Origin of the sequence: Belliella marina (assembly GCF_042682445.1) — a bacterium.
GTDB classification, from domain to species: Bacteria; Bacteroidota; Bacteroidia; order Cytophagales; family Cyclobacteriaceae; genus Belliella; species Belliella marina.
Window position 1 is genome coordinate 96,603 of the sequence record NZ_JBHUHR010000038.1, and the last position, 24,932, is coordinate 121,534.

Consider the following 24,932-nt stretch of genomic DNA (forward strand, 5'->3'; position numbering starts at 1 on the left):
TTATATTGTCTGCAATGTTTTTCTAGGTCTATTTTTTCCTTCCACAATCGGCTCTACCGAATCCTCATGATCTCCTCTACTCACACTCAGGATGATCCCCAAAGAAAATCCTGTGAAAATCAAAGACGTCCCCCCCATGCTCAACAGCGGAAGTGGTAATCCTGTGATAGGTCCCAAACCTACCGCTACAGCCATATTGACCATCGCTTGGAGCACCAGGGCAAAGCTCAGCCCTGCCGAGAGCAATCCCCCAAAAGGCTTGGTAGAGGAAGCTACGATCCGCATCCCCCGATACAATAAGGCCAAATAGAGGAACAATACTGTCGCCCCACCTACAAGCCCATATTCTTCTATGATGATTGCAAATATGAAATCGGAATATGGATGGGGAAGCGAATTTCTTTGTTCAGAATTTCCCGGACCTTTACCCGTAATCCCACCAGTAGATATCGCTATATATGATTGTTCTGCCTGATAAGGAATATCTTCTCCTGAGATAAAATTTTCTATCCTGGAAAAGAATGTCCCTCCCCTTTGTCCCAACAAAAGGGAAGTAGTCAATGCCAATCCGCCAATCATGACTACCATGACTATAAACCGCATCGGGACCCTTCCAATAAACATCAGCAAAAGACAAGTCATCAGCAGCAACACCGCAGTGGACATATTTGCCATCCCAATCAAACCACACACAATCGCAATGGCTATCATAATAGGCAAAAAGGTATTCTGAAAATCCCTGATATTCTGCTGCTTTCTTGCCAAAAGACTCGCCAAAGTTGCTATCAACGCCAATTTGGCCACATCAGATGGCTGGAATGCCTGGTCGATCAAAGGAATCGTCAACCATCTATTGGCTTCATTGATATTCGACCCAAAGAAGTAGGTAAAAATCAATAATGGAATAGATGCTACCAACAATAGACGCCCAATCAATCCAAATGTCTTATATGGTATTTTGTGCACAGCCCACATGACTGCAAAGCTTATGATTACCAAAAAGCCATGTTTGATGATGTAGCTTTCTGTATCACCACCTCTATATTTGTATGCAAGAGAACCGGTAGCCGAATAAACTACCAGCATGCTGATGATAGACAAAATGATCACGATACCCCAAATTATTGGGTCGCCTTTCAAATTATCATCTACAAACTTCTTCGCTGCGTTCATCATAACTCCCTTATTTTTTCAATGCCCTTACAGCAGATTTGAATTGATCGCCTCTGTCCTCGTAGTTTTTAAAAAGGTCAAAACTGGCACATGCCGGTGACAGCAATACCACGTCTCCCTTTTCACCATATTCCAACCCCCAAGCTACTGCTTGGGCAATATCTTCCGTTTCCCTTATCTTTTGTACTTTCCCGGCGAAAGCCGATTTCAATTTCTCGTTGTCAACCCCCAAGCAAATCAAAGCTTTCACTTGATCTTCAACTACCGGAAACAATACTGAGTAATCATTGCCTTTATCAACCCCTCCCGCTATCCAAACCAATGACTCCTCAAAGCTCTCCAATGCATACGCAGTCGCATCTACATTGGTACCTTTGCTGTCATTGACAAATGTGATCCCCTTGACCACGTCCACTAATTCCATCCTATGTGGGGCATTTTGGAAATCCTTCAATGCAGTCCTGATCGTTTCTTGTCCCACACCTGCGGTCAATGCTGCCAATGTTGCGCTCATCGCATTCTGCATGTTGTGAACACCTTTCAATACAATCTCCGAAGTCCCAATTTTGATGGATTTCCCATTGGTTTTGACAGCAATACTATTTCCATCAAAATACCCTCCCACATTAGATACGCTGGAAGTAGAAACAGTCAGAACACTTGCACTGATAGGAGATTTTACCAGACCATTGTGGATGTTCAGGTCATCTGCATTGTAGATCACCAAATCCTCAGCTTCCATATTTTTGAATAAAGAAACTTTCGATGCGATATAATTCTCCAACTTGTAATCATACCTATCCAAATGATCCGGAGTGATATTTGTCAAAATGGCTATCGCAGGCTTGAAACCCACAAATCCATCTATCTGGAAGCTACTCACTTCGATCACCCACCAGTCTTTGTCTCCGTCCACCAGCTGACCTGCCCAGCTTTGCCCAACATTCCCGGCCAATCCCACATCCATACCGGCACTTTTGAGCATATGATAGGTCAAAAGCGTCGTGGTAGTCTTGCCATTGGTTCCGGTGATTGCGATTACCTTTCCATTTGAAAATCTGTAGGCAAATTCCAATTCATCTATGATTGGAATCCCTTTTTCGAATGCCAATTTGACGATTGGTGCTTTTGAAGGAATCCCTGGGCTTTTGATGATCTCATCGGCACTGAGAATTTCTTCTTCAGTATGTTTTCCCTCTTCGAAGGCTATCCCCGCTGCTATCAAGGAGACTTTTCTGGAAGCACTTATTGCTGCCATATCTGATACCCATACTGCATAGCCCTGCTGTTTTGCGAGCAATGCTGCCCCCAATCCACTTTCTCCGGCTCCCAGTATGACTATCTTTTTGTTCATTTTATCTCAACTTTAATGTTGCCAAAGTGATGATGGCAAGCAGAATCCCCAAAATCCAAAATCTAGTCACGATCTTAGCTTCGTGGATGTTCTTCTTTTGATAATGGTGATGTAGGGGGGACATCAAAAATATCCTCTTTCCTTCACCGTATTTCTTTCTTGTATACTTAAAATATGACACCTGAATGATCACAGAGGCATTTTCGATTACGAAAATTCCGCATAGCACAGGAATCAACAATTCTTTTCTCAACGTCAAAGAGAGGACCGCAATCACCCCACCAAGCATCAAGCTTCCTGTATCCCCCATAAATACCTGGGCTGGGTAGGCATTGTACCACAAAAAACCAATACATGCACCCACAAATGCAGCACAGAATATCACCAACTCACCAGAATTTGGGATAAAGAAAACATTCAGGTACTGGGAAAAGATGGCATTACCCGATATATAGGCAAATATGGCTATCGTCAAGCCAATGATGGCTGAAGTACCTGCCGCAAGACCATCTATTCCATCTGTAATATTGGCTCCATTAGAAACTGCCGTAATGATGAAAATCACAATCAGGATATAGAAAATCGGTGTCGCAGCTTCCCCGAGAAAACCAAATACCCTCTCGTAGTTCAACTCATTGTCCTTCATAAAAGGAATGGTCGTCTTCATCGTCTTCACGTCCTTGAATGCGGGGGTTTCAACCACACCTTCCTCTATGGATACAGGGTTCGTAAACTCCCTCACTACAACTCCCTCATGAAAGTATAGTGTAGCCCCTACAATGATCCCAATGACGATTTGGCCAATGATTTTGAATCTCCCTGCAAGGCCTTCCTTATTTTTCCTGAATACTTTGATGTAATCATCCAGGAAGCCGATTGCTCCAAGCCAAAGCGTCGTAATCAGCAAAAGGATGATGTAAATATTGTTGACATTGGCAAAAAGCAAAGTTGGGATAATGATCCCCGCCATGATCATCAATCCACCCATAGTCGGCGTACCTTTCTTCTCAGTCTGACCTTCCAGCCCCAAGTCCCTTACAGTCTCACCAATCTGCTTATTGCGGATCCAACTGATGATATTCTGACCAAAAGTGATCGTGATCACCAGAGAAACAAGCGCTGCCATACCTGCCCTGAAGGAGATATAGCGAAACACTCCCGTTCCTGGGATATCCAATACTTGGTCGAAATATTCAAAAATCGGGTATAACATCTTTTACTTATTCAATAGGGTTATCAATTCTTTTACTATCTCGCGGTCATCAAAAGGATGCTTCACACCTTTTATTTCTTGGTAGGTTTCATGCCCTTTGCCGGCTATCAATATGATATCCCCTTTATTGGCTATGATCCCTGCCGTTTTGATCGCTTCCCTTCTATCTTCGATGATCATGGTTTTTTTGAAATCCACTGGATTCACCCCTGATTCCATTTCCTTTAGAATCTGCATGGGTTCTTCGTCTCTTGGATTGTCAGAGGTCAAAATCACCTTATCACTCAACTGAGTCGCTATTCTTGCCATGATTGGCCGCTTGGTCTTATCCCTGTTCCCTCCACACCCTACGACGGTGATCACTTGCTCTCCTCCTGACCTCACGCCTTGGATGGTTTTCAACACATTTTCCAAAGCATCAGGAGTATGTGCGTAATCCACTATTGCGGTGATTCCCGCAATCGAAATCTTATCAAACCTCCCTTGGGCACCCTGTACTTTGGAAAGCTGCATCAACACCTCTTCTTCATCTTCACCCAAGAGAACTGCTGTCCCCAAGACCCCAAGGATATTGTAGGCATTGAATTCCCCTATCATCCTAAACCAGACTTGCTTCCCATTGATATCCAGTTCTAACCCTTCCAAAGCATTGGTCAAGATCTTTGCCTTGAAGTCTGCAGGATATTTCAGCCCAAAAGTCTGTCTGGCAGCCTTGGTATTCTGTAGCATGACCATCCCTCTTTTGTCATCTGCATTGATCAGGGCAAATGAATCTTTAGGCAATTCATCAAAAAGCTTTTTCTTTGCCTTGATATACTCGTCAAATGTGCCATGATAATCCAAGTGATCATGCGAAATATTCGTAAAAACCGCCCCTGATAACTGCACTCCGGAAGTCCTTCCCTGTACTATTGCATGAGAACTTGCTTCCATAAAGCAGTGGGTACATCCAGCCTCAACCATCCTGGCCAACAACGCCTGAATACTCAAAGCATCCGGTGTCGTATGGGTAGCAGGGATAACCTCATCGCTGATCTTGTTTTCCACGGTGGACAAAAGACCAACTTCATACCCCATTTCCACGAACAACTGGTACAGCAAAGTCGCTGTCGTCGTCTTTCCGTTGGTTCCGGTCACAGCTACCAACTTCAATTTGCTGGATGGATTTTCATAATAATTCGCAGCCATAACTCCCAGCGCACTTGCTGCACTGATTACCTGAACATAAGTAATCTCTGGATGCAAATCCTCCGGAAGTATTTCACAGACAATAACCCCTGCGCCTTTCTCAATCGCAGCAAGTATAAAACCATGACCATCTACCAATGTCCCCGGTATAGCCACAAAGACACTATCCTTGACAACCTTACGACTATCAAAAACAATCTCACTGATCTCCCTGTCCATATTTCCAATGGTGGCATTCAATGAAACTTTGTACAATATGTCTTTTAATATCTTCATTTAACCCAATACTAATTTGATAACCGTATTTTGGTGAACTGTACTGCCCGCTGACATGGATTGGTTTTTCACCCTACCCTTACCTTCATAGACTACCCTAAGCCCCTTGTTTTCCAATACATAAAGCGCATCCCTCAAGGACAACCCACTTACATCAGGAACTGTCGGGGACTCTACTTTATTGGCCTTCCATTGGATGGATTTATTACTGACCGTGGATTTCACCCAACTTTCCCCTCCATCATTGTTGTAATGGTTGGAGATTCCAAACTTGTTGCAGAGCATCTGAAGTTCATCGAATTTTCCTGCTTGGATAAATGGAAACTCATCTGTATTCGAATCTGCATACTGAAACTTAGGCTGACTCTTGACATTGATCTGTAAGTCCTGGGCATATATCTTATCTGCAATTTCCTTGAAAACCGGAGCGGAAACATCCCCACCATAAGCATTGAAACCCTTTGGACTATCTATAATGACGATTGCAGAATACTTCGGATTATCCGCAGGAAAATATCCGGCAAAAGAGGTATAGTATCTTTGCGTATACCTGCCATCAATCAATTTCTGGGCAGTCCCTGTCTTTCCGGCAATCTTGTAATCGCTGTTGTGGATATTTTTTGCAGTTCCATTGTCAACGACACCTTGCAATAGTCCCTGAAGCTGTTTGATCGTTTTCTCAGAAGCAATGCTCTTTCTCAATACCTCTGTCTCAAAACTTTTCTCAACCTGATTTCCCCTCGCAATGGCCTGTACAATCATCGGCTTCACCATTTTCCCACCGTTTGCCACTGCATTGTAAAGCATCAAAGTATGCATGGGGGTAAGCTTGGATTCATAACCTATCGACATCCATGGCAAAGTCGTCCCGTACCAGTATTTTTCACCTGGAGTTTTGAAATACGGGGCACCTTCACCCTTTAGTTGGAACCCAATCGGCTGATCCAGCCCAACTTTTTGTATATAGCTGACAAATTTCTTTGGCTGGTGCCCAAAATTCTCCTCCACCAGTTTTGAGATCGCTACGTTGGAAGATTTTTCAAATGCCTCTCTGATAGAGATGACTCCATATCCTCCATTTTTGGCATCCCTCATAACCCTATCATAAAACCTAAACGTCCCATTCCCTGTATCAATGGCTTCATCCAAGTTGATTTTGCCCTCTTCCAACAGTGCCAACATTGACAAAAGCTTGAATGTAGAGCCAGGCTCAGTCAGTCCTTGGTCTCCTATGGCATAATTGTAATTCTCACCGTAACCTCTACCACCACCATTTTTTTGAAGATTGGCAATGGCCTTGATTTTACCGGTAGCCACTTCCATCACAATGACAGATCCAAATTCTGCGTCTTTATTTGTCAATTGTCTGAGTAAGGCAGATTCAGCTACATCCTGGATATTCACATCCAAAGTCGTCAAAATATCAAAACCATCATCTGGCTTGATATCTTCCGCATCAAATACCGGCTTCCAACTTCCCCCGGCAATCCTCTGAAACAAAGCCTTACCGTTTTTCCCTTCCAAATATTCGTTGAAACTATACTCGATCCCAGCTCCATATTTATCCTCATTGATATAGCCCACGGTTCTGTTTGCAAGGTCATTGAATGGCCTGTACCGCTTTTCTACCTTTTCAAATATGATCCCACCTGAATTTCTTCCATTTCTGAAAATGGGCCATTTACTCATGGCCTGCATGTCCTGATAGCCAACTTGCTTGCGGTTTAGAATCAAATATCTCTTTCCATCTGCCCTGGCATCTTTGATGGCTCTTTTGTAAGAATCGGCTGACTTGTCTTTGTAAAATGAAGAGAGCAAGTAAGCCAGTGAATCGATTCCTTTGCTAAAAACCTCCTCTTTGGCCACCGCAGGATCAATCACAACCCTGTAAAAAGGCAAGCTTGTAGAAAGCAAACTACCGTCCCCAGCATAGATATTCCCCCTCGTTGCACTGACTTGCCTAAATTGGAAATTCAGACTCTCTGATTTTGCCTGCCATTTCTCCCCCTCCACAAACTGCAAATGGGCGATCCTGTAAAAGATCAGCCCAGCAAATAAGAACACCAAAATAAAGGCTATTCTTACTCTCAGTACTATGGAACGTTTTATATTCACTTCTTATATTTTATTTTAACCGGAGGTTCATCTATTTCATATATTCCCAAAGGCTGAATCTTTTTGGCTACTTCGGACTGCTTGCTACTGAGCATATATTCCGCTTCCAACGTAGTCACATCTGCCCTTAGATCCTCTACTTCCTGTTGCATCTTTTCGATCTTTCGGATCAAATTGTCAGCCCGGTGATTGCTCCAGATATAGATCATTGCCAAAAATGCGGCAAAGAAAAATGGAGGCCCAAATCTCACCGGGATACCATCACCAAGAATTCCAGTCACATTAAGCTTCTCCTCAATCAGGGTAAAAAGGGTTTTCTTTTTACCTCCCGGAGAAGCTGCCTGCTTGATTTTCTTTTTGAAAGTATTCTGGCTCATCTTATACCTTTTTTGCAATTCTTAATTTGGCACTCCTAGACCTGTTGTTCAACTCCAGCTCTTCTGCCGATGCCGTCACTGCCTTTCTGGTGACAGGCTCAAGAGGCCTGACCAAGTTTCCAAAGAAGTCTTTTTCAACCTCGCCTTGAAACTTGCCTTTGGCAATGAAGTTCTTCACCAACCTATCTTCCAAAGAATGATAACTCATGACGACCAACCTGCCTCCCGGCTTCAAAACCTCAATCGTCTGCTGCAACATTTCCTCCAAAGCACCAAGCTCATCGTTCACTTCAATGCGCAAGGCTTGAAATACCTGAGCGAAATATTTGAATTCCCTCCCTCTTGGAGCGAATTTCTGAAGCAAAGCTTTGAAGCCTTCTATCGTCACAAACGGCTCTGCAGCCCTATGTGAAACAACAGCCTGCGCCAGCGTCTTTGCATTTTTTATTTCACCATAGATCCCGAATATTTTATGAAGCTTTCCTTCTTCATAAGTGTTGAGAACATCTTTGGCCGATATACTCATGGATGCACTCATCCTCATATCCAAATCACCATCAAACCTTGTCGAAAAACCTCTGCCAGGCTCATCGATCTGATGGGAAGAAATCCCCAAATCAGCGATAATCCCATCAACCTGGGTTACACCATAAAGCCGGAGGTATTTCTTCAAATCCCGGAAATTTGCTGATACAAAAGTGAAATTCCCACTCTCGGGAATATTTGCTTCCGCATCCACATCCTGATCAAAACCATAAAGATGGCCTTGATCCAATTTTTTCAATATTTCCCGTGAGTGGCCACCACCCCCAAATGTCAGGTCTACATAGACCCCGTTGGGATTGATTTCCAAGCCTTCAATGCATTCATGAAGCATCACAGGAATATGGTAAGCTCGATCTGCCATAACTTAAGAGAGATATTTGTCCATCAACTCGGAAAGCTCAGCTTGATCCGTCACGACGTTTTCATTATATTTTTCAGCACTCCAAATTTCCACGTAGGAACCTATGCCAATCACATAGGCGTCTTTATCAATCCCTGCGTAGGCCATAAAATTTTTGGGGATCAGCAATCTGCCAGCGCTATCCAACTCGACAGTTACCAATCCGTCAAAAAAGCTTCTCTTGATCCTTCTCATGATAGGATCCCTATCCGAAAGAGAATTAATCTGATTGTAGAGTTTTTTGAATTCTGTTTCTGTGTAAAGCGCAAGACAACCATCGTCACCAAATCGCAAGAACAGTTCACTCCCATTGGACTCCGGAATTGCCGCCTTTATTTTGGCGGGCAATGCCAGACGACCTTTGGCGTCAACCTTGCATTCATAACGACTGTTAAACATTCCCATGGATTAATCTTGAGTTTACTTCAAATACAAAAGTAATAAAAGCTTTTACACTATCCACCACTTCACCCCACTTTTCACCACTTTTTCTTAAAAGTATCTAAAAGTTTCAACTATCGCAATGATTTAGACAAAAAATCTACTTTTTTTCATTGATCATCAAGGGATTGAGTTCTTTTTTCACCGAATCAAAAATGCTTGATTTATGCGTTTTTTAAAGGTTTTGAATAAAAAATTCCAGAGCAATCCACTTAGTTGGGCAAAACTAAATTAAATAGGGGAAAAAGTGGGGAAAAATCCCAAGGATCTGAACTGAAGAAAAAAAATATCGCTCAAATTTTCCCCTACTTAATTGATAGACTAAATAGATTATTTGAATTACCTTTGCTTTTGGTTCAAAAATCACCCTATGAAATCACATATTTTATTAATTGGCATAGTTTGCATTATTCTAAGTTCCTGTGGGAAATCTGAGAACTCATCTGTAAATCTTGGCGGTACTTGGCGGGCAGAATTGGACATCAGCCCAGATAAATTGCCATTTGAACTCGAATTTATAAAAAGTGGTGAGAAGTGGGTGATAAATATCATCAATGGAGAAGAAAAACTCGAACTTGATGACGCATATATGAAAAATGATTCGATTTTTATCCCTTTGGGCATTTTTGATTCTGAAATCAGGGCAGTAGTTGAAAAAGACAGTTTACTTCGGGGAATTTATGTAAGAAATTACTCGTCGGATTACTCCATTCCCTTTTCTGCCAAGAAGGGGAAGTACGATAGGTTTGATGTTTCGGAATCCCCCAAAACTGATTTTTCGGGAAAATGGAAAACAATTTTCCAAGACTCAAAGGGAAAGACTTCCGAAGCGATAGGAAGCTTCGAACAAACTGAAAACAAGATACATGGAACATTCTTAACTCCTTTGGGAGACTATAGGTATTTGGAAGGAAACGTCAGTGGCAGCACTTTTTACCTGAGTGCGTTTGACGGAAGCCACGCATTCTTTTTCACAGGCGAACTATTGGAAGACGGATCCATCCAGGGAAGATTCCGAAGTGGACCAAGATATGAAGAGACCTTTATTGCGGTGAGAGATGAGGAATTCGAATTGCCAGACTCTTATGGGCTTACCCATTTGAAAGAAGGCTACGACGAACTGGATTTTAGCTTTCCCGATATCGATGGAAATATGGTCAGCATCAAAGATGATAAATTCAGAGACAAGGTTGTTCTCGTCCAACTATTTGGCACCTGGTGTCCCAACTGCATGGACGAGACGAAGTTTTTGGCACCTTGGTATCAGAAAAACAAGGACCGAGGAATAGAAATCATCGGCTTGGCTTTTGAGAGCAAACCGGATTTTGACTATGCAAGTCAGCGCGTGAAGAAGTCTGCCGAAAAGCTAGGCGTAGATTATACCTTCTTGATCGCAGGAGTAAGCAACAAAGAAAAAGCCGCGGAAGCATTGCCGGCTTTGAGCAGTGTAGTAGCTTTTCCCACACTGGTCTACATCGACAAAAAAGGCAAAGTCCGCCATATCCACACTGGCTTCAATGGCCCTGGCACAGGAGGACTGTACGACAGGTGGGTTGAAGAACATGAAGAATTGGTTGAGGGGCTTTTGGGGGAAGGATGATAAAACACACAACAAACCTACTAGGTGTAGTTTGAAACTACACCCTAAATATCTTGACTGCGTGGGTATTGTTATTTGAAAGCAGAATTTCAAATTTTAGGGATATGAAAGTGTAGATACAATCTACACTTAGGGGCACACACCCTATTTTTTGAGAAATCCTTAAAAAGCAACGACTAACCGACTAGGTGTAGTTTGAAACTACACCTTAAATATTTTGACTGCGTGGGTTCTATTATTTGAAAGTGGAATTGCAAATTCTAGGGATATATAAGTTTAGATGCAATCTACGCTTAGGGGCATAGGTTTATTCAAAATCACCAATAATCCAAATCAATCAATCCCTTTAACCCAGAATAATCCCTTGCGCTGGAGTATAAATAATCCTCGGGTTTTTCAACTATGGCAGCCCTAACAGGGTTTTCATGAATGTAATTCATTCTACTTTCTATCATGCCGACATTATACATTTCAACAGCATGGTTTTCGTGAGTCCAGAACTGAATATCATTATTCCTCTTATTAAACTTCCCGTGATATTCAAAAATCATTTGAAGCCACTCCTTTCTCCTTTCATCAGGGTTCTCTGAAATCATTTTTATCAATTTCTTACTTGTGAACTTTTTGAAATCCCTAACCCAATCTGACAACCTACCATCTTTTTGTTGAACCAACAAATGAATATGATTGCTCATAATTACATAACCAAATAGAAACAATCCTTTTGATTTTCTACAATACGCTAAATTTTCTAAGATAAAATCCCTATACCTCTTTCTGGTAAAAACATCTGCCCATCCTACAACTTGGAATGTCAAAAAATAAGGCATTTCCTGATCTCTAATTTGAAAAGCATCACCCATAATTAAATATAATCCTCTTGGATTGGAATTGCAAATTCTAGGGAGATGAAAGTGTAGATGCAATCTACGCTTAGGGGCGCACTCCTGTTTTTTGAGAGACCCTTAAAATCAACTACAAACCGACTAGGTGTAGTTTTAAACTACACCTAATATATCTTTGCTTCAAGGGTATTGTTTTTTGAAAGTCGAATTGCAAATACCAAGGATATGAAAATGTAGATGCAATCTACGCTTAGATGAACTTCTTTTAACCAAGACACATAACCCCGAAAAATCATCAATGACCTAATTTCTCCCAAAACTTCCTTCTCTTGGCGTACTTCTTCTTTGGACAACTGCAATCTGCAATGGTGAATTTAGTGCCTTTTCTGGTTCCAGCCCGCAAAGTTTTCATTACTGTGCTAATATTATAATCATCTCCATCATCGTCTATAAACCCTAAATCTGAGTTTACAAAATCTACCCTGTAAACCACCTCTCCCGAAGAAGTCTCGATCAATTCATATTGTAGTATCGATTGATTTTCTGCTGGCTTTCTGGGAATTGGATGTACTTCTCGAGGAAAAGAATATTTGGATGTATTCGGATTTATAGCATCATACATGAAACCTTCAGATTCCCTCGTTTGCAACACAGATGGCTTGAGAATATACTTGATTCCCAGCTTGAGAGCCAATTGTTCTCTGTCTTCCTGACTATCTATTCCTTTAATGTTATTGTTGAAAAACTCATAATCCAACTCATATCTATCATAGACATTGATGAACCCTTCTTTCTCAAAAACCAACTTCATAATATCCCATAGCTCATTATTCTGCATAACGGAGAGCATCGGGCTCGCCAAATCATCGATGATAATGCCATCTTCTGGATCTAGGCAAGCTTTGCAGTACTGCCTAATACTAGTCTTGGTCGATTGACAGGAACTGAACCAAAGCAAAAAAAACACAAGCAATGAAGGTATTCTATACATCAGATTTACGTTATGAAAATTGGGAAGCTAGATCAGCTTCCCAATAATTCAATCAATTTTTCCTATTTAAATTAATCCCTAGATTAAGTTCAAAGCTAAATGGAAACCAATTGCTACCCAAGAATGTGCCACATACAACAAAAACCTTCTCTTAATTATGTTTACAGAAAGCCATCCTCTAACTCTAATTGTACTACAACCCCATCAATAAACCTGATGTTCAAGATCCTTTCTGATTCTTCCAAATGAAATTTGAGCCGATCATATTCCTCTGGTAAATTATCAATAAAATTTATCTTATACGCATCAATAAAAAAATTCCTCGCACTATAGGTTCTTGGAAAATTGTCCTTAAAATAATATATATCTAAATCCTTCAATTTCACACTCTTAAAAGACATACTATCGATATCCTCAATATAAAATCCACGAAATCCTTTATCATTAAATGAAAATATTGTTGAATCTTTTTTATAAAAAGATATTTCTTCATTTATTCTACTTTTGGAGTGAACATAGTTACCATTCCCTCTGAATATATCTTCACTTATATTTCCCAAGGAAATATCATTCCATACAAAATCAGCCAGTTTAAGGGTATCCAGGTTACCCAATATCACTATTAACGAATCCTCATCATTAATCCCAAGCCAAGCGGGCTTGTCATTCCTTGTGACTATATCGATATCTATCGATCCACCGCCATCACCCTCGGCTGTCAATTCAGACAAAGCATCTCCCTCCCCTTCTTCCAAACCACCTTTACATGAACATATAATAACAAGAAAGGTCAAAAACATTATTTTCTTCACATTTCTCATAATAACTGATCCCAAAAATAAGAACATAAATCCGCATATGGAATTAAAATCAACCCTGAACGCAAATTTCCTCCATGAATTAAATACTCAATTCTACACTCACCTCTATCATTATAACCTTCATATCCTGTAACACTTATAATAGACCATGGTTCTACAACAGGAATTTCATAATAAATCCTATAGGGGTTTCCATTATATCTGATGTTTGCCCAATCACCTTTGATTGGACCATCAGACGAAATGTCCCATGGCCAATTTGAGAAGATATTTCTAATATTCAGGGATTGATTTCCATTTGCCTTGGCATTCACTATATGATTGAAAAGATGAATAAACCTCTGCGCTGAATTTAATGACTGCCAATCTTTCACACCTGGATTGCTCTCTATTACAAAATCAATAGGGTTGTCATAATAGCCATCAAAATTGATAACATCCTCAATGTTTATAGAAACATCGGGGTGAGGAATGCAATCAGGATCAAAATCACATAAATATTGATCTCCAGGATCAATCCCACCAGAACCACCTCCGCTCCCACCACTACCTGACCAAATCGTATAACCAAGCATTACAGGAGGAGATGTACAAGTGATGCTGAACGAATCATAGCACACAATACCTACTTCACCTTCAATTGGTTCACATGGTCCAGGAGTCCATACTACATAACATTGAGTCATTGCAGATGCCGTTCCTGAAGAATTCATTATATTTTCTTCACTTTTTCTCAGTATTGTGGTATTTAGCACCCTACCACCAAGAATATTAAATGAAACAACATGTGTTCCATCCAATCTATAAACCCAAATTTCCCCAGTCCATTCCTTCGGTATATTATTATAATTTATATTTGAAAAATCTAGTTGTTTTTCGCCCTCGTAGTAATACTTGATTAAAAACCCTTTAATGTTTTCTCCATGATCAAATATTAAAAGAGTCTGGTTTATTCTTTCCTGAAAATCTAATGGATATTTATTGATGAAATCATGAGGATAAACCAACTCAGGTTGAATTATCTCGAACTCATAAGCTGAAGCAAAACCATTATAATCTAATTGTTGAACACTTGCCCAATCAATATTATGCTCCCTAAATAATAATTTAATCTTATCTTTATTGAGAGATAAATTCTTTGGGTTTTTCAAAAATTCTTTTTGCTTACCTATTTCTAACTTATACCAATCAATTAAGTGTTTTGGGACCGAAGCATTTTTTAATATAAGATCATTCTTATCCAAATTTATGGAAGATTCATCAATTCCTGAACACCCTAACATAAATAACACTAAAATTAGTGGAGATTGTAATATTCTTTTCATATACTTTTTTTGTTAAAAATGATTTTAAAAAACCTAATCAACTATTAAACAGAGACAAAGAAAGAAAGAAAGAAGCAAATTTTTAGTTTGAATTTTTTTTTACAAATAATCACATATCATACGCATTCATACTCAAAACATTATCTATCTCCCGTGTATAAATCCTAATAAAGAAAGGTTTTGTTATGCGGTCTCTTTTATTAGTGAAGCTGAAGAATATTAAATTGAGAAATTTCAAATTCCTTGGATGTGAAAGCTTTTTGATATTTATTTCATATTGATCAAGACAGATCTTCAAAGGCCCACCTTTAGAATGAACACAATTACAAAATTCAAAGCCCTCGTTTTCATATTCGGTATTTTCAAATTGACTTTTGCATTGCTCTATAGTATTTCTCGGTCTTACATCAAAAACCTTGAACGCAACAACAAAAACCAAGAAAATAGCAAAAAGCACCCCACTAAAAAACTTCAGTGGAAACTTGTTTTTATTTAACGTTTTTGTCAAATCTGAAACAGTGACTTTTGGTGTTGAGAACAAATATTTAAACCGATCATAATTCCAACAAATCAAATAGAGATTAGCAAAAACCATCAATGTTGATGACATCAAAGACCCATCAAACCTTACAGCCAAAGATAAAACCCAAATATTAACAATAATTGAAAAGTATAAAAGCGCACCTACCATGACAGTCCTATGATATAATAATAGCAATGCAGCCAATACTTGCACAACTCCGATAAAAGTATAATAATAACCAGTGTGGTGAAGCGCTTCTAAATATGCTCCCATGGGATGGACGGAAGAAAGGCTAAAGTGTATCAAATTGGAACAATTTCAACAAGAAATCAGTATTAAACAAGGAAAGTCATACCCGATTGAAAATATTGAAGAAGAGTATCAAAATGAAAAAAACAGTATTAAACCTTAGATTTCCCCTTTTACTAATTTTTGGATTTTTTCTAACATCTAGCTTTACAGCAGCAAAAAACACTAAACCGATAATAAATACAGAAAAAACTGATTGGGAAAAATTGAATTTGAAAGGAAAAGTCAACTCTGTACGCGAAACTTCAACGACCAAGTATACCAATGAAGAGCCAAAAGTAAGAATCTCAAAATACGCCTTCAATAGGCAAGGGAAGCAACTGAATTCTGATACGGATGAATACTCACATGAAAGCACGTATAATTCTGAAGGACAAATTATAGAAACAAAAGAGTATTTTCTGGATAGGCTGGACAAAAAAACAATCTATAGCTATTCCAGTGAAGGCAAAAAGATCTCCAAAAGCACATACATGTCACCTACATTTTCATCGATGGAAGAGTGGGAAGACCATCAAGCCAAAAAACACACGTACCCACATGAAGGACTGTATCTTCAAAACAAACTTGAAATCCATGAAGATGGAAACCAAACAATAACTGTATATAAGCAAAACAAGGAAGTCGATCATATACAAAAAGAGATTTATGAGAATTCAAAACTTGTAGAAGTCACGGTGAAATACCCTTTTTCAAATGCATTTGGCTATAAAAAAACTTGGAAGTATGACCAATCAAACAATCTTGTAAAGTTTGAAAAATTTGTAGGCCCTGAAGAAAGATTGGAATTTGTCTGGGAATATGATTATGATGAAAAGAACAGAATAACCAAAGAGACCCATCTGCGCTATGCTCCCAAAAGTTCTTCGACTATAAATGAAAATGGGCATTTGAAAGACCAAACCACAGGTTACTACTTAGATGAAGACCAATCATTTATAAGCTCATTTAAATATGATGCAAACGGAAGTCTCACTTCCAAAACTGGAAAAAAATACACAGGGGAACCACTGCGTGAAATAACTTATGAACTTACTTACGATTCCAACCAAAATTTGATTCAAGAAAACATACATGATTCCCAAAAGGGCAGTGTCAAAAACTCCATAGAATATGACGAAAATGGCAATGAAATATTCTACAAGTCAGTTGATAGCAATGGAGACTTGATATCAAAAGTCACAAGAAGGTTTGATGTCAAGTCAAATATGACAGAACGTACTGTTTATGAATCTGATGGAAGCATAAGTTTAGACGAATCTTACGTTTTTGACACCAATGGAAATGTAACAGAACATATTCTAAATAAACCCCAAGAAGAAACGGTAGAAATAAAGACCCATAATTATGATGTAGTTGGTAACTGGGTGAAATTTGAACTCAAACTTCTTTCTTCAGAAACAGATGAAGTATATCAACAAGTGATCAAAGAGCGTGAGATAATTTACTATGAGTGATATTGCGGATAATCATATTAGATATTTATGGATAACCAGTCCCGGTTTATCAGAATCGCTCCAATACAACCATTAATATTTGAAATTGAGATTACTGGCAAAGAAGTGTATCACCTTCACAAAAGCATGGAATTGCAACCCCTTGGATAAAAAACAAATACAATATAATCTACGCTTAGGAAAAAACTACTTCTTTCTCTCAATGGTATACCTTACCAATCCTTCCAGGGAAGTTTTGTATTCGGAGTCTGGAAATTCATTCAGCAATGCCAAAGCTTCCTCAAAATAGGAATTCATTACTTTATCCGCATAATCCAAGCCACCGGACTTTTTCACAAAGTCAATCACTTCATTGACTGCTTTTTTGTCTTCGTTTTTGTTTCGGATCAGGTAGATGATTTTTTTCTTGTCTAGCCATGAAGCATTGTTCAAGGCATAGATTAGAGGAAGTGTCATTTTCTTTTCTTTGATATCAATCCCTACTGGCTTCCCAATCTCATCTTCACCATAATCGAAAAGATCATCTTTGATCTGAAAAGCCATCCCAACCTTTTCCCCAAAATCACGCATTTTCTCTACCAACACTGCATCTGCACCTGAAGTGGCGGCACCAACAGCACAGCAGGAAGCGATCAGACTTGCGGTTTTCTGGCGGATGATGGTGTAATAAACCTCTTCGGTTATGTCTAGTTTTCGGGCTTTGGCAATCTGTAGCAATTCCCCTTCAGACATTTCCCTGACTGCATGGGAAACTATTTTGAGCAGCTCAAAATCCCCATTGTCTACACTCAACAAAAGGCCACGGGACAGCAGGTAATCCCCTACCAAGACTGCTATTTTATTTTTCCAAAGGGCATTGACGGAAAAAAAGCCACGGCGGTAATTTGCATCATCCACCACGTCATCATGCACCAATGTAGCGGTATGCAACAATTCTATCAATGCAGCCCCACGGTAAGAAGCCTCTGTGATCTGGCCACTGACCCCAGCTGTAAGAAACACAAACATAGGCCGCATCTGCTTCCCTTTTCTTTTGACAATGTAACTGGTGATATGGTCGAGAAGTTTGACCTTACTTTTCATAAAGTCTCTAAATTTCTTCTCGAACTCCACCATTTCAGTGGCAATAGGCTGCTGTATTTGTTTGAGGTCAGGCTTCATAGCGCTTTGGTGCTGCAATAATACAACGGATTCCATGTTCCACAAAGCCGTTGGTTTAATAATTCCACTTAGAAACTACTCAAAAGCAAAATCGTTTGACAAATACCCGCATTCTTTGTCTATTTTGTCAAAATGGCAAATCTAATTTTTGCTATCTTTGTTTTTATCTAAAACCTGAAAGCCTTGACCGACGACTATATCAAACACCGATACGATCCCATCCTTCCACAAAAGGATGAATGGCCTGTAGTCAAACTCAGCAAAAGCAGGAAGGAGTTCGTGAAAAAAGTAGCCGAAGCCAGTAAAAACCGGATTATAGAACTTACAGGTGGCAATGTAGCTGCCCTCAAAGAAGAATTGGAGACTACACTTTACCGTGAAAAACTCCGTATCAAACAAAATCCTTGGGCCGTAGATCCTGATGATGAATTTGATTTTTGGAATACAGTCAAGAGTTCCCTATTACAGCTGAGTGCTGACACTTCTTCTTCCAAACTCGAAAAGAAAAAGAAATACATAGCCATATTGGATGATATTACGATCCGCTATGCCGAAGAGATTGCAAGCAATTTCAAACATTCCCATTATAAATTCACTCGGAGCATCATTACTTCCGGTTTTTCACGCTTGCTCAATGCGGCCCGTGTGAAAGGTATAAAACGATTATTTAGTAACCAGTATTCCCTTCAGGACAAAATCCAAATCATTGGAGAGACAGATCAGTTGAGAGATTTGGCATCAAGAGGCACCATCATCATGGTCCCGACACATTTTTCCAATCTGGACAGTATTTTGATAGGATGGATTATTTCAGTCTTGGGCCTGCCCCCATTCATCTACGGCGCTGGGCTCAACCTATTCAATATTGATATATTTGCCTATTTCATGAATTCTTTGGGTGCATACAAGGTGGATAGGAGAAAAAAGAACCTCCCATATCTGGAAACACTGAAAACCTACTCATCTGAAGCAATCCAGTTTGGGGTCCACAGTCTTTTTTTTCCAGGAGGGACAAGATCCAGGAGCGGAAAGATCGAATCCAAACTCAAACTTGGCCTCCTCAGTACCGCAATAGAAGCCCAGCGTGCCAATTACCAAAAAGGGATCAATGATATCAGCGGAAAAGTATTTATAGTACCTGTGACCATCAATTATCATTTTGTATTGGAAGCGCCAAGTCTGATCAAGGAATATCTCAGCATCACTGGACAGGAAAGGTATTATGCCGAATCTGATGAGTTTTCTACATCCTACAAGATTTCCAAATTCCTCTTTAAATTCTTCACCAAAGGATCTGATATTTCTGTATCTGTAGGCAAAGCCATGGACGTCTTGGGCCACTATGTAGACAAAGACGGAAATAGCATGGATAAAAATGGCAGGACCATTGAAACCAGGGACTACTTTATCAGCAATGGGGAGGTTAACCTAGACACCCAAAGAGAAGAAGAGTATACAAACAGGCTTGGAAATAGGATCGTGGAGGAATTCCACATCATCAATAGGGTTTTCAGCTCCCACCTGGTCGCATTCACAGCATTTCAAATGATCAAAAGAGAGAATAAAAAACTCGATTTATTCAACTTGCTGAGACTACCGGAAGAGGATATCGTATTGGATTATGAAGAATTCAAAAAGGAATGCCAGCGGATCCTAGACCATATTTTTGAATTGAAGGCACACAACAAAATACATGTTGCCCCACATCTACGCAAGGGGATCGATGATATCATTGCTCATGGTCTGGACAATGTAGGGATGTATCATGCAAAAAGACCTTTGGTAAAGAATAGCGAAGGGAATATCATCACAGAAGACATGAGTCTCCTATATTTTTACCACAACAGATTAGACGGATATGACCTCGAAAAACTCTTCTAAAGAAAAATCAATAGGTGTCATAGGCCTTGGTAGTTTCGGAACTGCGATCGCACGGATGCTTGCAGAGAAAAACCCAGTAGTCGCCTACGCACGAAAAGCTGAACTTGTCGATGAAATCAACGAAAAACACAGCATCGATGGAGTGCCAGTTGACAAAAAAATCATTGCTACCCAAGACCCGGAGCTACTTTGTAAATCCTGTGAAATCCTCTTTTTCATGGTACCTTCAAGTGCATTCCAAGAGGTAGTAAGGGCTTTTTCCCCTTTCCTTTACCCCTACCATATGATCATCCATGGCACCAAGGGACTATGTCTTGACCTTCCGTATGGAAAGTCCCTTTCAGACATGAAAGTGATCAAAAGGGAAAATATCCTGACGATGAGTGAAGTCATCTTGAAAGAAACCGTAGTCGTAAGGGTCGGCTGTCTGGCTGGACCAAACCTGGCCAAAGAACTATCGAAAGGCCAACCGGCCGCCACTGTAGTGGCTAGCAAATACAATGAAGTAATTCACCAAGGGCAAAACTTGCTTCGCTCTGACAAATTCCAAGTATATGGCAACTCTGACATCATTGGGGTGGAGTTGAGTGGTGTGTTGAAAAACATCATCGCCATCGCTTCCGGTGCTTTGGCGGGATTGGGTTTAGGGGAAAATGCCAAGGGCCTTTTGATTTCCAGAGGGATGGTTGAATTGATCTATCTGGGAAATGCTTTGGGCGGTAGCCTAAAATCTTTCGTGGGATTGGCAGGCATTGGCGATCTTGTCACCACCTGCAACTCTACCCTTTCGAGGAATTACACGGTAGGTTATAGACTAGCACAGGGAGAAAGTCTGGAGACTATACAAAACACCATGTCGGAAGTAGCAGAAGGGATCAACACTGTAAGATTGATGAAAATCTTCGTGGAAGGAACGGGTATGCGGGCACCGATTACAGAGAATCTGTACAAGGTATTGTTTGAGGATTTGTTGATAGAAGATGCTCTGCAATACTTGATGAAGTATCCATTTAGCGTGGATGTTGACTTCTTATAGTTTGAGTGTTCTTTACCTTGACTTGTAAAGGTTAAAATTGGGAAAATGTGATATAATTGATATTTGGATATTGGTAGATATACGTGCTGTGTGGATAGTTTATATGAGATATTGGATTTGGTAGATATTGGAGGATTGTTGATGTAGTTTCAAAATTTTATCGATATTGGTAAAGTATTCAAACCGAAATTTTAATTTAACCTTAGTCTTATCCGAAAATTGAAAAATCCACTCTCACTCAAACGGGGCATCCAAAAATGGGACTTGGTTTTTTTGATAATCAATTCCGTCATTGGCGCTGGGATATTTGCTTTGCCTGCCAAAGTCTTTGCCCTATCTGGAGTCTATTCCATTTTGGCTTTTTTGGTCTGTGCCTTCGTTATGATGGTGTTGATATTGGTTTTTGCTGAAGTGAGCTCCAGGTTTGAGCAGACAGGAGGTCCTTACCTGTATGTACATAAAGCATTTGGGCCAGTTCCTGCATTTATCATTGGATGGCTTCTGATGTTGACAAGGCTTTTCAGCTATGCCACATTGATCAATTTGATGGTATTGTATCTTTCTTTTTTTTCTGAGGCCTTCAATCAACCAGAAATCAGAATCTGTATAATTTTATTGATCACAGGAATGATCACTTATTTTAACTGGATTGGCATCAAGAATACCGCAAAAGTGAGCAATATCCTGACGGTAGCAAAACTCTTTCCTCTGGCAGTTTTCATTCTTGTGGGATTGTTTTTCATCGACTTTGAGAACCTCAAACCAGGCCCTGCTCCTAGTTTAAAGGATTTCTCAGCCGCCTCTTTGCTCTTGATTTTTGCATTTGGAGGGTTTGAGGCAGGACTTGTCAATAGCGGCGAAATCGTCAACCCAAAAAAGAATTTGCCATTTGGTTTGTTCACAGCAGCAGCTGTGATTGCAGGGTTTTATGTACTGATCCAAATTGTTTCCATAGGAACCTTGCCTGATTTGGCCAGTTCCGAAAAACCACTGGCGGATGCTGCATCTGGATTTATGGGTTGGTGGGGAGGAGTGTTTATTACAATCGGAGCAGTCATCTCCATCCTCGGCACACTCAATGTCCAAATATTGAGTGGATCACGTTTGCCATTTGCCTTGAGTGAAGAAGACCAACTGCCAAAACTCTTCGGAAAAATCCATCCAAAATTTGCCACACCCTATGTTTCCCTGATTTTCTTTTCTGCACTCGTAGCCTTTGTTGCTATTTTCTGGGGATTTATGAACTCCTTGGCAGTTTCAGTTATTTCCAGACTGATTCTCTATGGATTGGTTTGCGCTTCTTTGATCAAATTGAGAAAAAACCAGCCAGCAAGCAATTCCTTTTTCAAAATCCCATATGGAAACCATTTTGCTATTTTAGGGATATTGGCAACCATTTGGCTACTCTCAGGCACACAATCGGAAGAAATCATGGATACCATAATCTGGACTGGATTGGGACTTTTGATTTATTTAATCCATAGGGTGGGTAGTACGAAGAAAAACAACTCTAAAAATAATTCTCTATAAAACTTCTATCAACTCCTCTTCTTCCAGTTTTTCGGATTTCTTCTAGTATGGGTTACTGCGACAATAACAACTACCTTTTTGAATTCTTCGATTATAAAACTAATTTGAAACGGAAATTTATCTACCAATACATTTCTAATATCTCGATGTACCAGCTGGCAATGATATGGGTAATTCTGAATATAATTTACTTTAGATTTAAGATGAATATAAAATTTTCTCCCAAGTCCCCTCTTTTGCCCATCATACCATTCGATGACATCATCAATATCCAACTTAGCAGCAGGAGTGAATTTAACCTTAAATGTCATCGCAGCTAATCTAGCTCATTAACAATATCTTCCCAATCAATCAATTCATCTGGATTTTGTTCATATAATTCCAATCGTTCATCTAGAATTTTTTTATGATCCTCGCCCAAACCAAATTCATGTTTCTCTTTTAATGATTGTAATTTTTCTAATAAAGAGGCATCATCGAGCTTGGTAAGCCAATGAATTAAATCTATTTTTATTGTCTGAATATCCATAATCACTTATCCTTTAAGGTTGAATTTAATCAATTTTTCACATTCCCCCTTTATTTTTTTCCATAATATGCCGAATGATATTCTCGGCATGTACGATGGAATTCTCTATGAAGAACTCCCTAGTATTCAACCCTCCACACACTACCCCTGCCAAATAGACCCCTGGCACATTGGACTCTTGGTTGGTCTGGTCATAGCAAGGCTGCCTTTTTTCATCCAAACTCAGTTCCACACCCAACTGATCCAGCAACGAGAAATTTGGAACATAGCCTGTCATCGCCAATACAAAATCATTTTCAATTGAAACCTCACCTTCCGGTGTGGATATAAGCACATTCTCTTCCTTTATCTCCTTGATTGTTGCATTCGAAAATGCTCTGATCGAACCTTCCTTGATTCTGTTTTCTATATCAGGTTTTACCCAGTATTTGACATTATCATCTATTCCATCATTTTTGAGTACCATCGTCACTTCCGCTCCTTTTCTCCAAGTTTCCAAAGCGACATCCACGGCAGAATTAGCACCTCCGACCACTATTATCTTTTGCCCAATATAGGGCCATGGCTCTCTGTAATAGTGGGAAACTTTTGGGAGATCTTCCCCTGGTACATTCATCAGATTTGGCAGATCATAGAAACCTGTAGCCATCACGATATTCTTGGCAAAATAAGTACCCTTGGATGTGATTACCTTGAACACCCCCTGCTCTTTTGAGATTGTTTTTACCTGCTCATAGAGTTGGACTTTCAACTTCCAGCTCTGGGCCACCCTCCTGTAATATTCCAAGGCCTCTGTCCTTGTCGGTTTATGGGAAACTGACATAAAGGGAATCCCTCCCATTTCCAATTTATCAGAAGTGGAGAAAAATGTCATATTCATGGGGTAATTGTACAAGGAGTTAGTCAACACGCCTTTTTCAACAATCACATAATCCAATCCTGCCTTCTCACATTCTATTCCACATGCAAGTCCAATGGGACCACCTCCTATTATAAAAACATCCAAAAATTCCATTTGTTTTTCTTTGATACTTTCTTCTAACAGGAAATCCCTAAAATCTGTTCTGCAATTACCCCATTACTTTAAAATTCACCAAGCTGTCTTCCAACCGTCCATTAAGCTGGTCAAAAGTCCGCTCCAACATCTCAACTTCACCAGAGTGCTTCCAAAGCAAAACTGTGGTATTGACAGTTCCATAATAATCATCAATTCGGATGAACTGGGCAGAAAGGTGTTTTTCCTGATGGTAGGTAGCCCCTGTATCGGGCAACAATTCATCGGGATCCATTTTTTGGGAATGCACCGCTTCCATCAAGGATTCCATATCAAGCTGCTGCTCTTCAATTTTCACCTCCAACTGCTTTTTTGCCTTAGTAAGCTTTGGCCATGGAGTATCCAAAAGCGCATTGCTGATCCCGTACAAGCCCGGCTTGATCTCCTCAATGCCATCTTTGTAGTTGGAGAGATAAAAAAGCGAGTGTTGATCCCCTACAAATAGATTGAAACCTTCATATTGATCTTTCTCATCATCCAGTTTTTTCAAATATTCATAAGGAGAGGCATCACTTTCCAAAAACCCCTTCACCAAATCACCTCTGGTTTTGGGATTCTTCTTGGGGTTTTTCAAGTCCCTATAATTTGTCAATGTCGCAAACCTGCCATTTGGATGCACCCCCAGCCATGTCCCTCCAGCACGTAAATCTTTACCTGCATAGAAGCCCTCGCCCCACTCATGTAAAGCTTCTGAAGGGCGCTCAAAAAACTCGTCCCTATTCCCTACAAGGATGAGTTTGTAATCAGGATGATTATTCCAAGAAAAGGTGATCAGACACATAGAACA

23 protein-coding genes are annotated in these 24,932 nt (G+C 39.9%); 5 read left to right on the plus strand and 18 right to left on the minus strand.

The window, feature by feature from the left end:
• Genes ACFSKL_RS12550 through mraZ form a run of 8 tightly spaced genes read right to left on the minus strand, consistent with a single transcriptional unit; the run spans nt 1 to nt 9,047 of the window.
• Complete coding sequence (locus ACFSKL_RS12550) at nt 1–1,173, minus strand: FtsW/RodA/SpoVE family cell cycle protein (RefSeq protein ID WP_376886891.1); 1,173 nt, start codon at nt 1,171–1,173, stop codon at nt 1–3.
• 10 nt (nt 1,174–1,183) lie between these two features.
• Entirely contained in the window at nt 1,184–2,527 is a 1,344-nt protein-coding gene (gene murD / locus ACFSKL_RS12555) for a UDP-N-acetylmuramoyl-L-alanine--D-glutamate ligase (RefSeq protein ID WP_376886559.1), read from the minus strand.
• A gap of 1 nt (nt 2,528) precedes the next feature.
• Entirely contained in the window at nt 2,529–3,740 is a 1,212-nt protein-coding gene (mraY, locus tag ACFSKL_RS12560; protein ID WP_376886560.1) for a phospho-N-acetylmuramoyl-pentapeptide-transferase, read from the minus strand.
• Nucleotides 3,741–3,743: 3 nt separating this feature from the next.
• A complete protein-coding gene (locus ACFSKL_RS12565; RefSeq protein WP_376886561.1) occupies nt 3,744–5,204 on the minus strand; it encodes a UDP-N-acetylmuramoyl-L-alanyl-D-glutamate--2,6-diaminopimelate ligase in 1,461 nt (486 codons plus the stop codon).
• Nucleotides 5,205–7,319, minus strand: a complete 2,115-nt coding sequence (locus ACFSKL_RS12570; RefSeq protein ID WP_376886562.1) for a penicillin-binding protein — start codon at nt 7,317–7,319, stop codon at nt 5,205–5,207. It lies immediately after the preceding gene.
• A complete protein-coding gene (locus ACFSKL_RS12575; RefSeq protein WP_376886563.1) occupies nt 7,316–7,696 on the minus strand; it encodes an FtsL-like putative cell division protein in 381 nt (126 codons plus the stop codon). The genes ACFSKL_RS12570 and ACFSKL_RS12575 overlap by 4 nt, the downstream gene beginning before the upstream one ends.
• A 1-nt stretch (nt 7,697) precedes the next feature.
• Nucleotides 7,698–8,603, minus strand: a complete 906-nt coding sequence (rsmH, locus tag ACFSKL_RS12580) for a 16S rRNA (cytosine(1402)-N(4))-methyltransferase RsmH (RefSeq protein ID WP_376886564.1) — start codon at nt 8,601–8,603, stop codon at nt 7,698–7,700.
• A 3-nt stretch (nt 8,604–8,606) separates the two neighbouring features.
• Nucleotides 8,607–9,047 carry a division/cell wall cluster transcriptional repressor MraZ gene (gene mraZ / locus ACFSKL_RS12585; RefSeq protein WP_376886565.1) on the minus strand — a complete coding sequence of 147 codons (441 nt, stop codon included), beginning with the start codon at nt 9,045–9,047 and terminating at the stop codon, nt 8,607–8,609.
• A 406-nt stretch (nt 9,048–9,453) separates the two neighbouring features.
• Here mraZ and ACFSKL_RS12590 point away from each other — a divergent pair, with 406 nt between their 5' ends.
• On the plus strand, nt 9,454–10,683 hold the full coding sequence (locus tag ACFSKL_RS12590) for a peroxiredoxin family protein (protein ID WP_376886566.1): 1,230 nt from the start codon (nt 9,454–9,456) through the stop codon (nt 10,681–10,683).
• Between the two features lie 317 nt (nt 10,684–11,000).
• Here ACFSKL_RS12590 and ACFSKL_RS12595 read toward each other — a convergent pair whose 3' ends face one another.
• The 5 genes from ACFSKL_RS12595 to ACFSKL_RS12615 form a co-directional block, all read right to left on the minus strand.
• Complete coding sequence (locus ACFSKL_RS12595; RefSeq protein ID WP_376886567.1) at nt 11,001–11,546, minus strand: REP-associated tyrosine transposase; 546 nt, start codon at nt 11,544–11,546, stop codon at nt 11,001–11,003.
• Nucleotides 11,547–11,823: 277 nt separating this feature from the next.
• Nucleotides 11,824–12,519, minus strand: coding sequence for a hypothetical protein (locus ACFSKL_RS12600; protein WP_376886568.1), 696 nt, complete (start codon nt 12,517–12,519; stop codon nt 11,824–11,826).
• A gap of 161 nt (nt 12,520–12,680) precedes the next feature.
• Nucleotides 12,681–13,331 carry a hypothetical protein gene (locus tag ACFSKL_RS12605; RefSeq protein ID WP_376886569.1) on the minus strand — a complete coding sequence of 217 codons (651 nt, stop codon included), beginning with the start codon at nt 13,329–13,331 and terminating at the stop codon, nt 12,681–12,683.
• Nucleotides 13,332–13,336: 5 nt separating this feature from the next.
• Nucleotides 13,337–14,665 (minus strand): hypothetical protein, encoded by a 1,329-nt coding sequence (locus ACFSKL_RS12610; RefSeq protein ID WP_376886570.1) that lies wholly within the window; start codon nt 14,663–14,665, stop codon nt 13,337–13,339.
• Between the two features lie 109 nt (nt 14,666–14,774).
• Nucleotides 14,775–15,461: a DoxX family protein gene (locus ACFSKL_RS12615; protein ID WP_376886571.1), complete on the minus strand. Its 687-nt coding sequence runs from the start codon at nt 15,459–15,461 to the stop codon at nt 14,775–14,777.
• Nucleotides 15,462–15,703: 242 nt separating this feature from the next.
• Here ACFSKL_RS12615 and ACFSKL_RS12620 point away from each other — a divergent pair, with 242 nt between their 5' ends.
• Nucleotides 15,704–16,954, plus strand: coding sequence for an RHS repeat domain-containing protein (locus ACFSKL_RS12620; protein ID WP_376886572.1), 1,251 nt, complete (start codon nt 15,704–15,706; stop codon nt 16,952–16,954).
• A gap of 186 nt (nt 16,955–17,140) precedes the next feature.
• Here the strand turns inward: ACFSKL_RS12620 and ACFSKL_RS12625 are convergent, their stop codons facing one another.
• Entirely contained in the window at nt 17,141–18,115 is a 975-nt protein-coding gene (locus ACFSKL_RS12625) for a polyprenyl synthetase family protein (RefSeq protein ID WP_376886893.1), read from the minus strand.
• Between the two features lie 183 nt (nt 18,116–18,298).
• Here ACFSKL_RS12625 and ACFSKL_RS12630 point away from each other — a divergent pair, with 183 nt between their 5' ends.
• The 3 genes from ACFSKL_RS12630 (at nt 18,299) to ACFSKL_RS12640 (ending at nt 22,562) form a co-directional block, all read left to right on the plus strand.
• Nucleotides 18,299–19,996 (plus strand): 1-acyl-sn-glycerol-3-phosphate acyltransferase, encoded by a 1,698-nt coding sequence (locus tag ACFSKL_RS12630; RefSeq protein ID WP_376886573.1) that lies wholly within the window; start codon nt 18,299–18,301, stop codon nt 19,994–19,996.
• Nucleotides 19,974–21,032, plus strand: coding sequence for an NAD(P)H-dependent glycerol-3-phosphate dehydrogenase (locus ACFSKL_RS12635; RefSeq protein WP_376886574.1), 1,059 nt, complete (start codon nt 19,974–19,976; stop codon nt 21,030–21,032). The genes ACFSKL_RS12630 and ACFSKL_RS12635 overlap by 23 nt, the downstream gene beginning before the upstream one ends.
• 219 nt (nt 21,033–21,251) lie before the next feature.
• On the plus strand, nt 21,252–22,562 hold the full coding sequence (locus ACFSKL_RS12640; protein ID WP_376886575.1) for an APC family permease: 1,311 nt from the start codon (nt 21,252–21,254) through the stop codon (nt 22,560–22,562).
• A gap of 8 nt (nt 22,563–22,570) precedes the next feature.
• Here the strand turns inward: ACFSKL_RS12640 and ACFSKL_RS12645 are convergent, their stop codons facing one another.
• Genes ACFSKL_RS12645 through ACFSKL_RS12660 form a run of 4 tightly spaced genes read right to left on the minus strand, consistent with a single transcriptional unit; the run spans nt 22,571 to nt 24,926 of the window.
• Nucleotides 22,571–22,873: a type II toxin-antitoxin system RelE/ParE family toxin gene (locus ACFSKL_RS12645; protein WP_376886576.1), complete on the minus strand. Its 303-nt coding sequence runs from the start codon at nt 22,871–22,873 to the stop codon at nt 22,571–22,573.
• Nucleotides 22,874–22,878: 5 nt separating this feature from the next.
• The gene (locus tag ACFSKL_RS12650; protein WP_376886577.1) at nt 22,879–23,091 is read right to left on the minus strand and encodes an addiction module protein; all 213 of its coding nucleotides are present in this window, start codon (nt 23,089–23,091) and stop codon (nt 22,879–22,881) included.
• Nucleotides 23,092–23,128: 37 nt separating this feature from the next.
• Nucleotides 23,129–24,106: a YpdA family putative bacillithiol disulfide reductase gene (locus ACFSKL_RS12655; RefSeq protein WP_376886578.1), complete on the minus strand. Its 978-nt coding sequence runs from the start codon at nt 24,104–24,106 to the stop codon at nt 23,129–23,131.
• Between the two features lie 55 nt (nt 24,107–24,161).
• Nucleotides 24,162–24,926: an NRDE family protein gene (locus tag ACFSKL_RS12660; RefSeq protein WP_376886579.1), complete on the minus strand. Its 765-nt coding sequence runs from the start codon at nt 24,924–24,926 to the stop codon at nt 24,162–24,164.
• Nucleotides 24,927–24,932 lie beyond the last annotated feature (6 nt).

Coding starts and splice junctions, on each gene's coding strand:
- ACFSKL_RS12565 (WP_376886561.1), bottom strand. CDS start 5,204: ATGAAGATATTAAAAGACATATTGTACAAAGTTTCATTGAATGCCACC.
- ACFSKL_RS12625 (WP_376886893.1), bottom strand. CDS start 18,115: ATGAAGCCTGACCTCAAACAAATACAGCAGCCTATTGCCACTGAAATG.
- ACFSKL_RS12650 (WP_376886577.1), bottom strand. CDS start 23,091: ATGGATATTCAGACAATAAAAATAGATTTAATTCATTGGCTTACCAAG.
- ACFSKL_RS12595 (WP_376886567.1), bottom strand. CDS start 11,546: ATGGGTGATGCTTTTCAAATTAGAGATCAGGAAATGCCTTATTTTTTG.
- ACFSKL_RS12645 (WP_376886576.1), bottom strand. CDS start 22,873: ATGACATTTAAGGTTAAATTCACTCCTGCTGCTAAGTTGGATATTGAT.
- ACFSKL_RS12600 (WP_376886568.1), bottom strand. CDS start 12,519: ATGTATAGAATACCTTCATTGCTTGTGTTTTTTTTGCTTTGGTTCAGT.
- ACFSKL_RS12660 (WP_376886579.1), bottom strand. CDS start 24,926: ATGTGTCTGATCACCTTTTCTTGGAATAATCATCCTGATTACAAACTC.
- ACFSKL_RS12615 (WP_376886571.1), bottom strand. CDS start 15,461: ATGGGAGCATATTTAGAAGCGCTTCACCACACTGGTTATTATTATACT.
- rsmH (WP_376886564.1), bottom strand. CDS start 8,603: ATGGCAGATCGAGCTTACCATATTCCTGTGATGCTTCATGAATGCATT.
- ACFSKL_RS12635 (WP_376886574.1), top strand. CDS start 19,974: ATGACCTCGAAAAACTCTTCTAAAGAAAAATCAATAGGTGTCATAGGC.
- ACFSKL_RS12610 (WP_376886570.1), bottom strand. CDS start 14,665: ATGAAAAGAATATTACAATCTCCACTAATTTTAGTGTTATTTATGTTA.
- mraZ (WP_376886565.1), bottom strand. CDS start 9,047: ATGGGAATGTTTAACAGTCGTTATGAATGCAAGGTTGACGCCAAAGGT.
- ACFSKL_RS12590 (WP_376886566.1), top strand. CDS start 9,454: ATGAAATCACATATTTTATTAATTGGCATAGTTTGCATTATTCTAAGT.
- ACFSKL_RS12550 (WP_376886891.1), bottom strand. CDS start 1,173: ATGAACGCAGCGAAGAAGTTTGTAGATGATAATTTGAAAGGCGACCCA.
- ACFSKL_RS12655 (WP_376886578.1), bottom strand. CDS start 24,106: ATGGAATTTTTGGATGTTTTTATAATAGGAGGTGGTCCCATTGGACTT.
- ACFSKL_RS12575 (WP_376886563.1), bottom strand. CDS start 7,696: ATGAGCCAGAATACTTTCAAAAAGAAAATCAAGCAGGCAGCTTCTCCG.
- murD (WP_376886559.1), bottom strand. CDS start 2,527: ATGAACAAAAAGATAGTCATACTGGGAGCCGGAGAAAGTGGATTGGGG.
- mraY (WP_376886560.1), bottom strand. CDS start 3,740: ATGTTATACCCGATTTTTGAATATTTCGACCAAGTATTGGATATCCCA.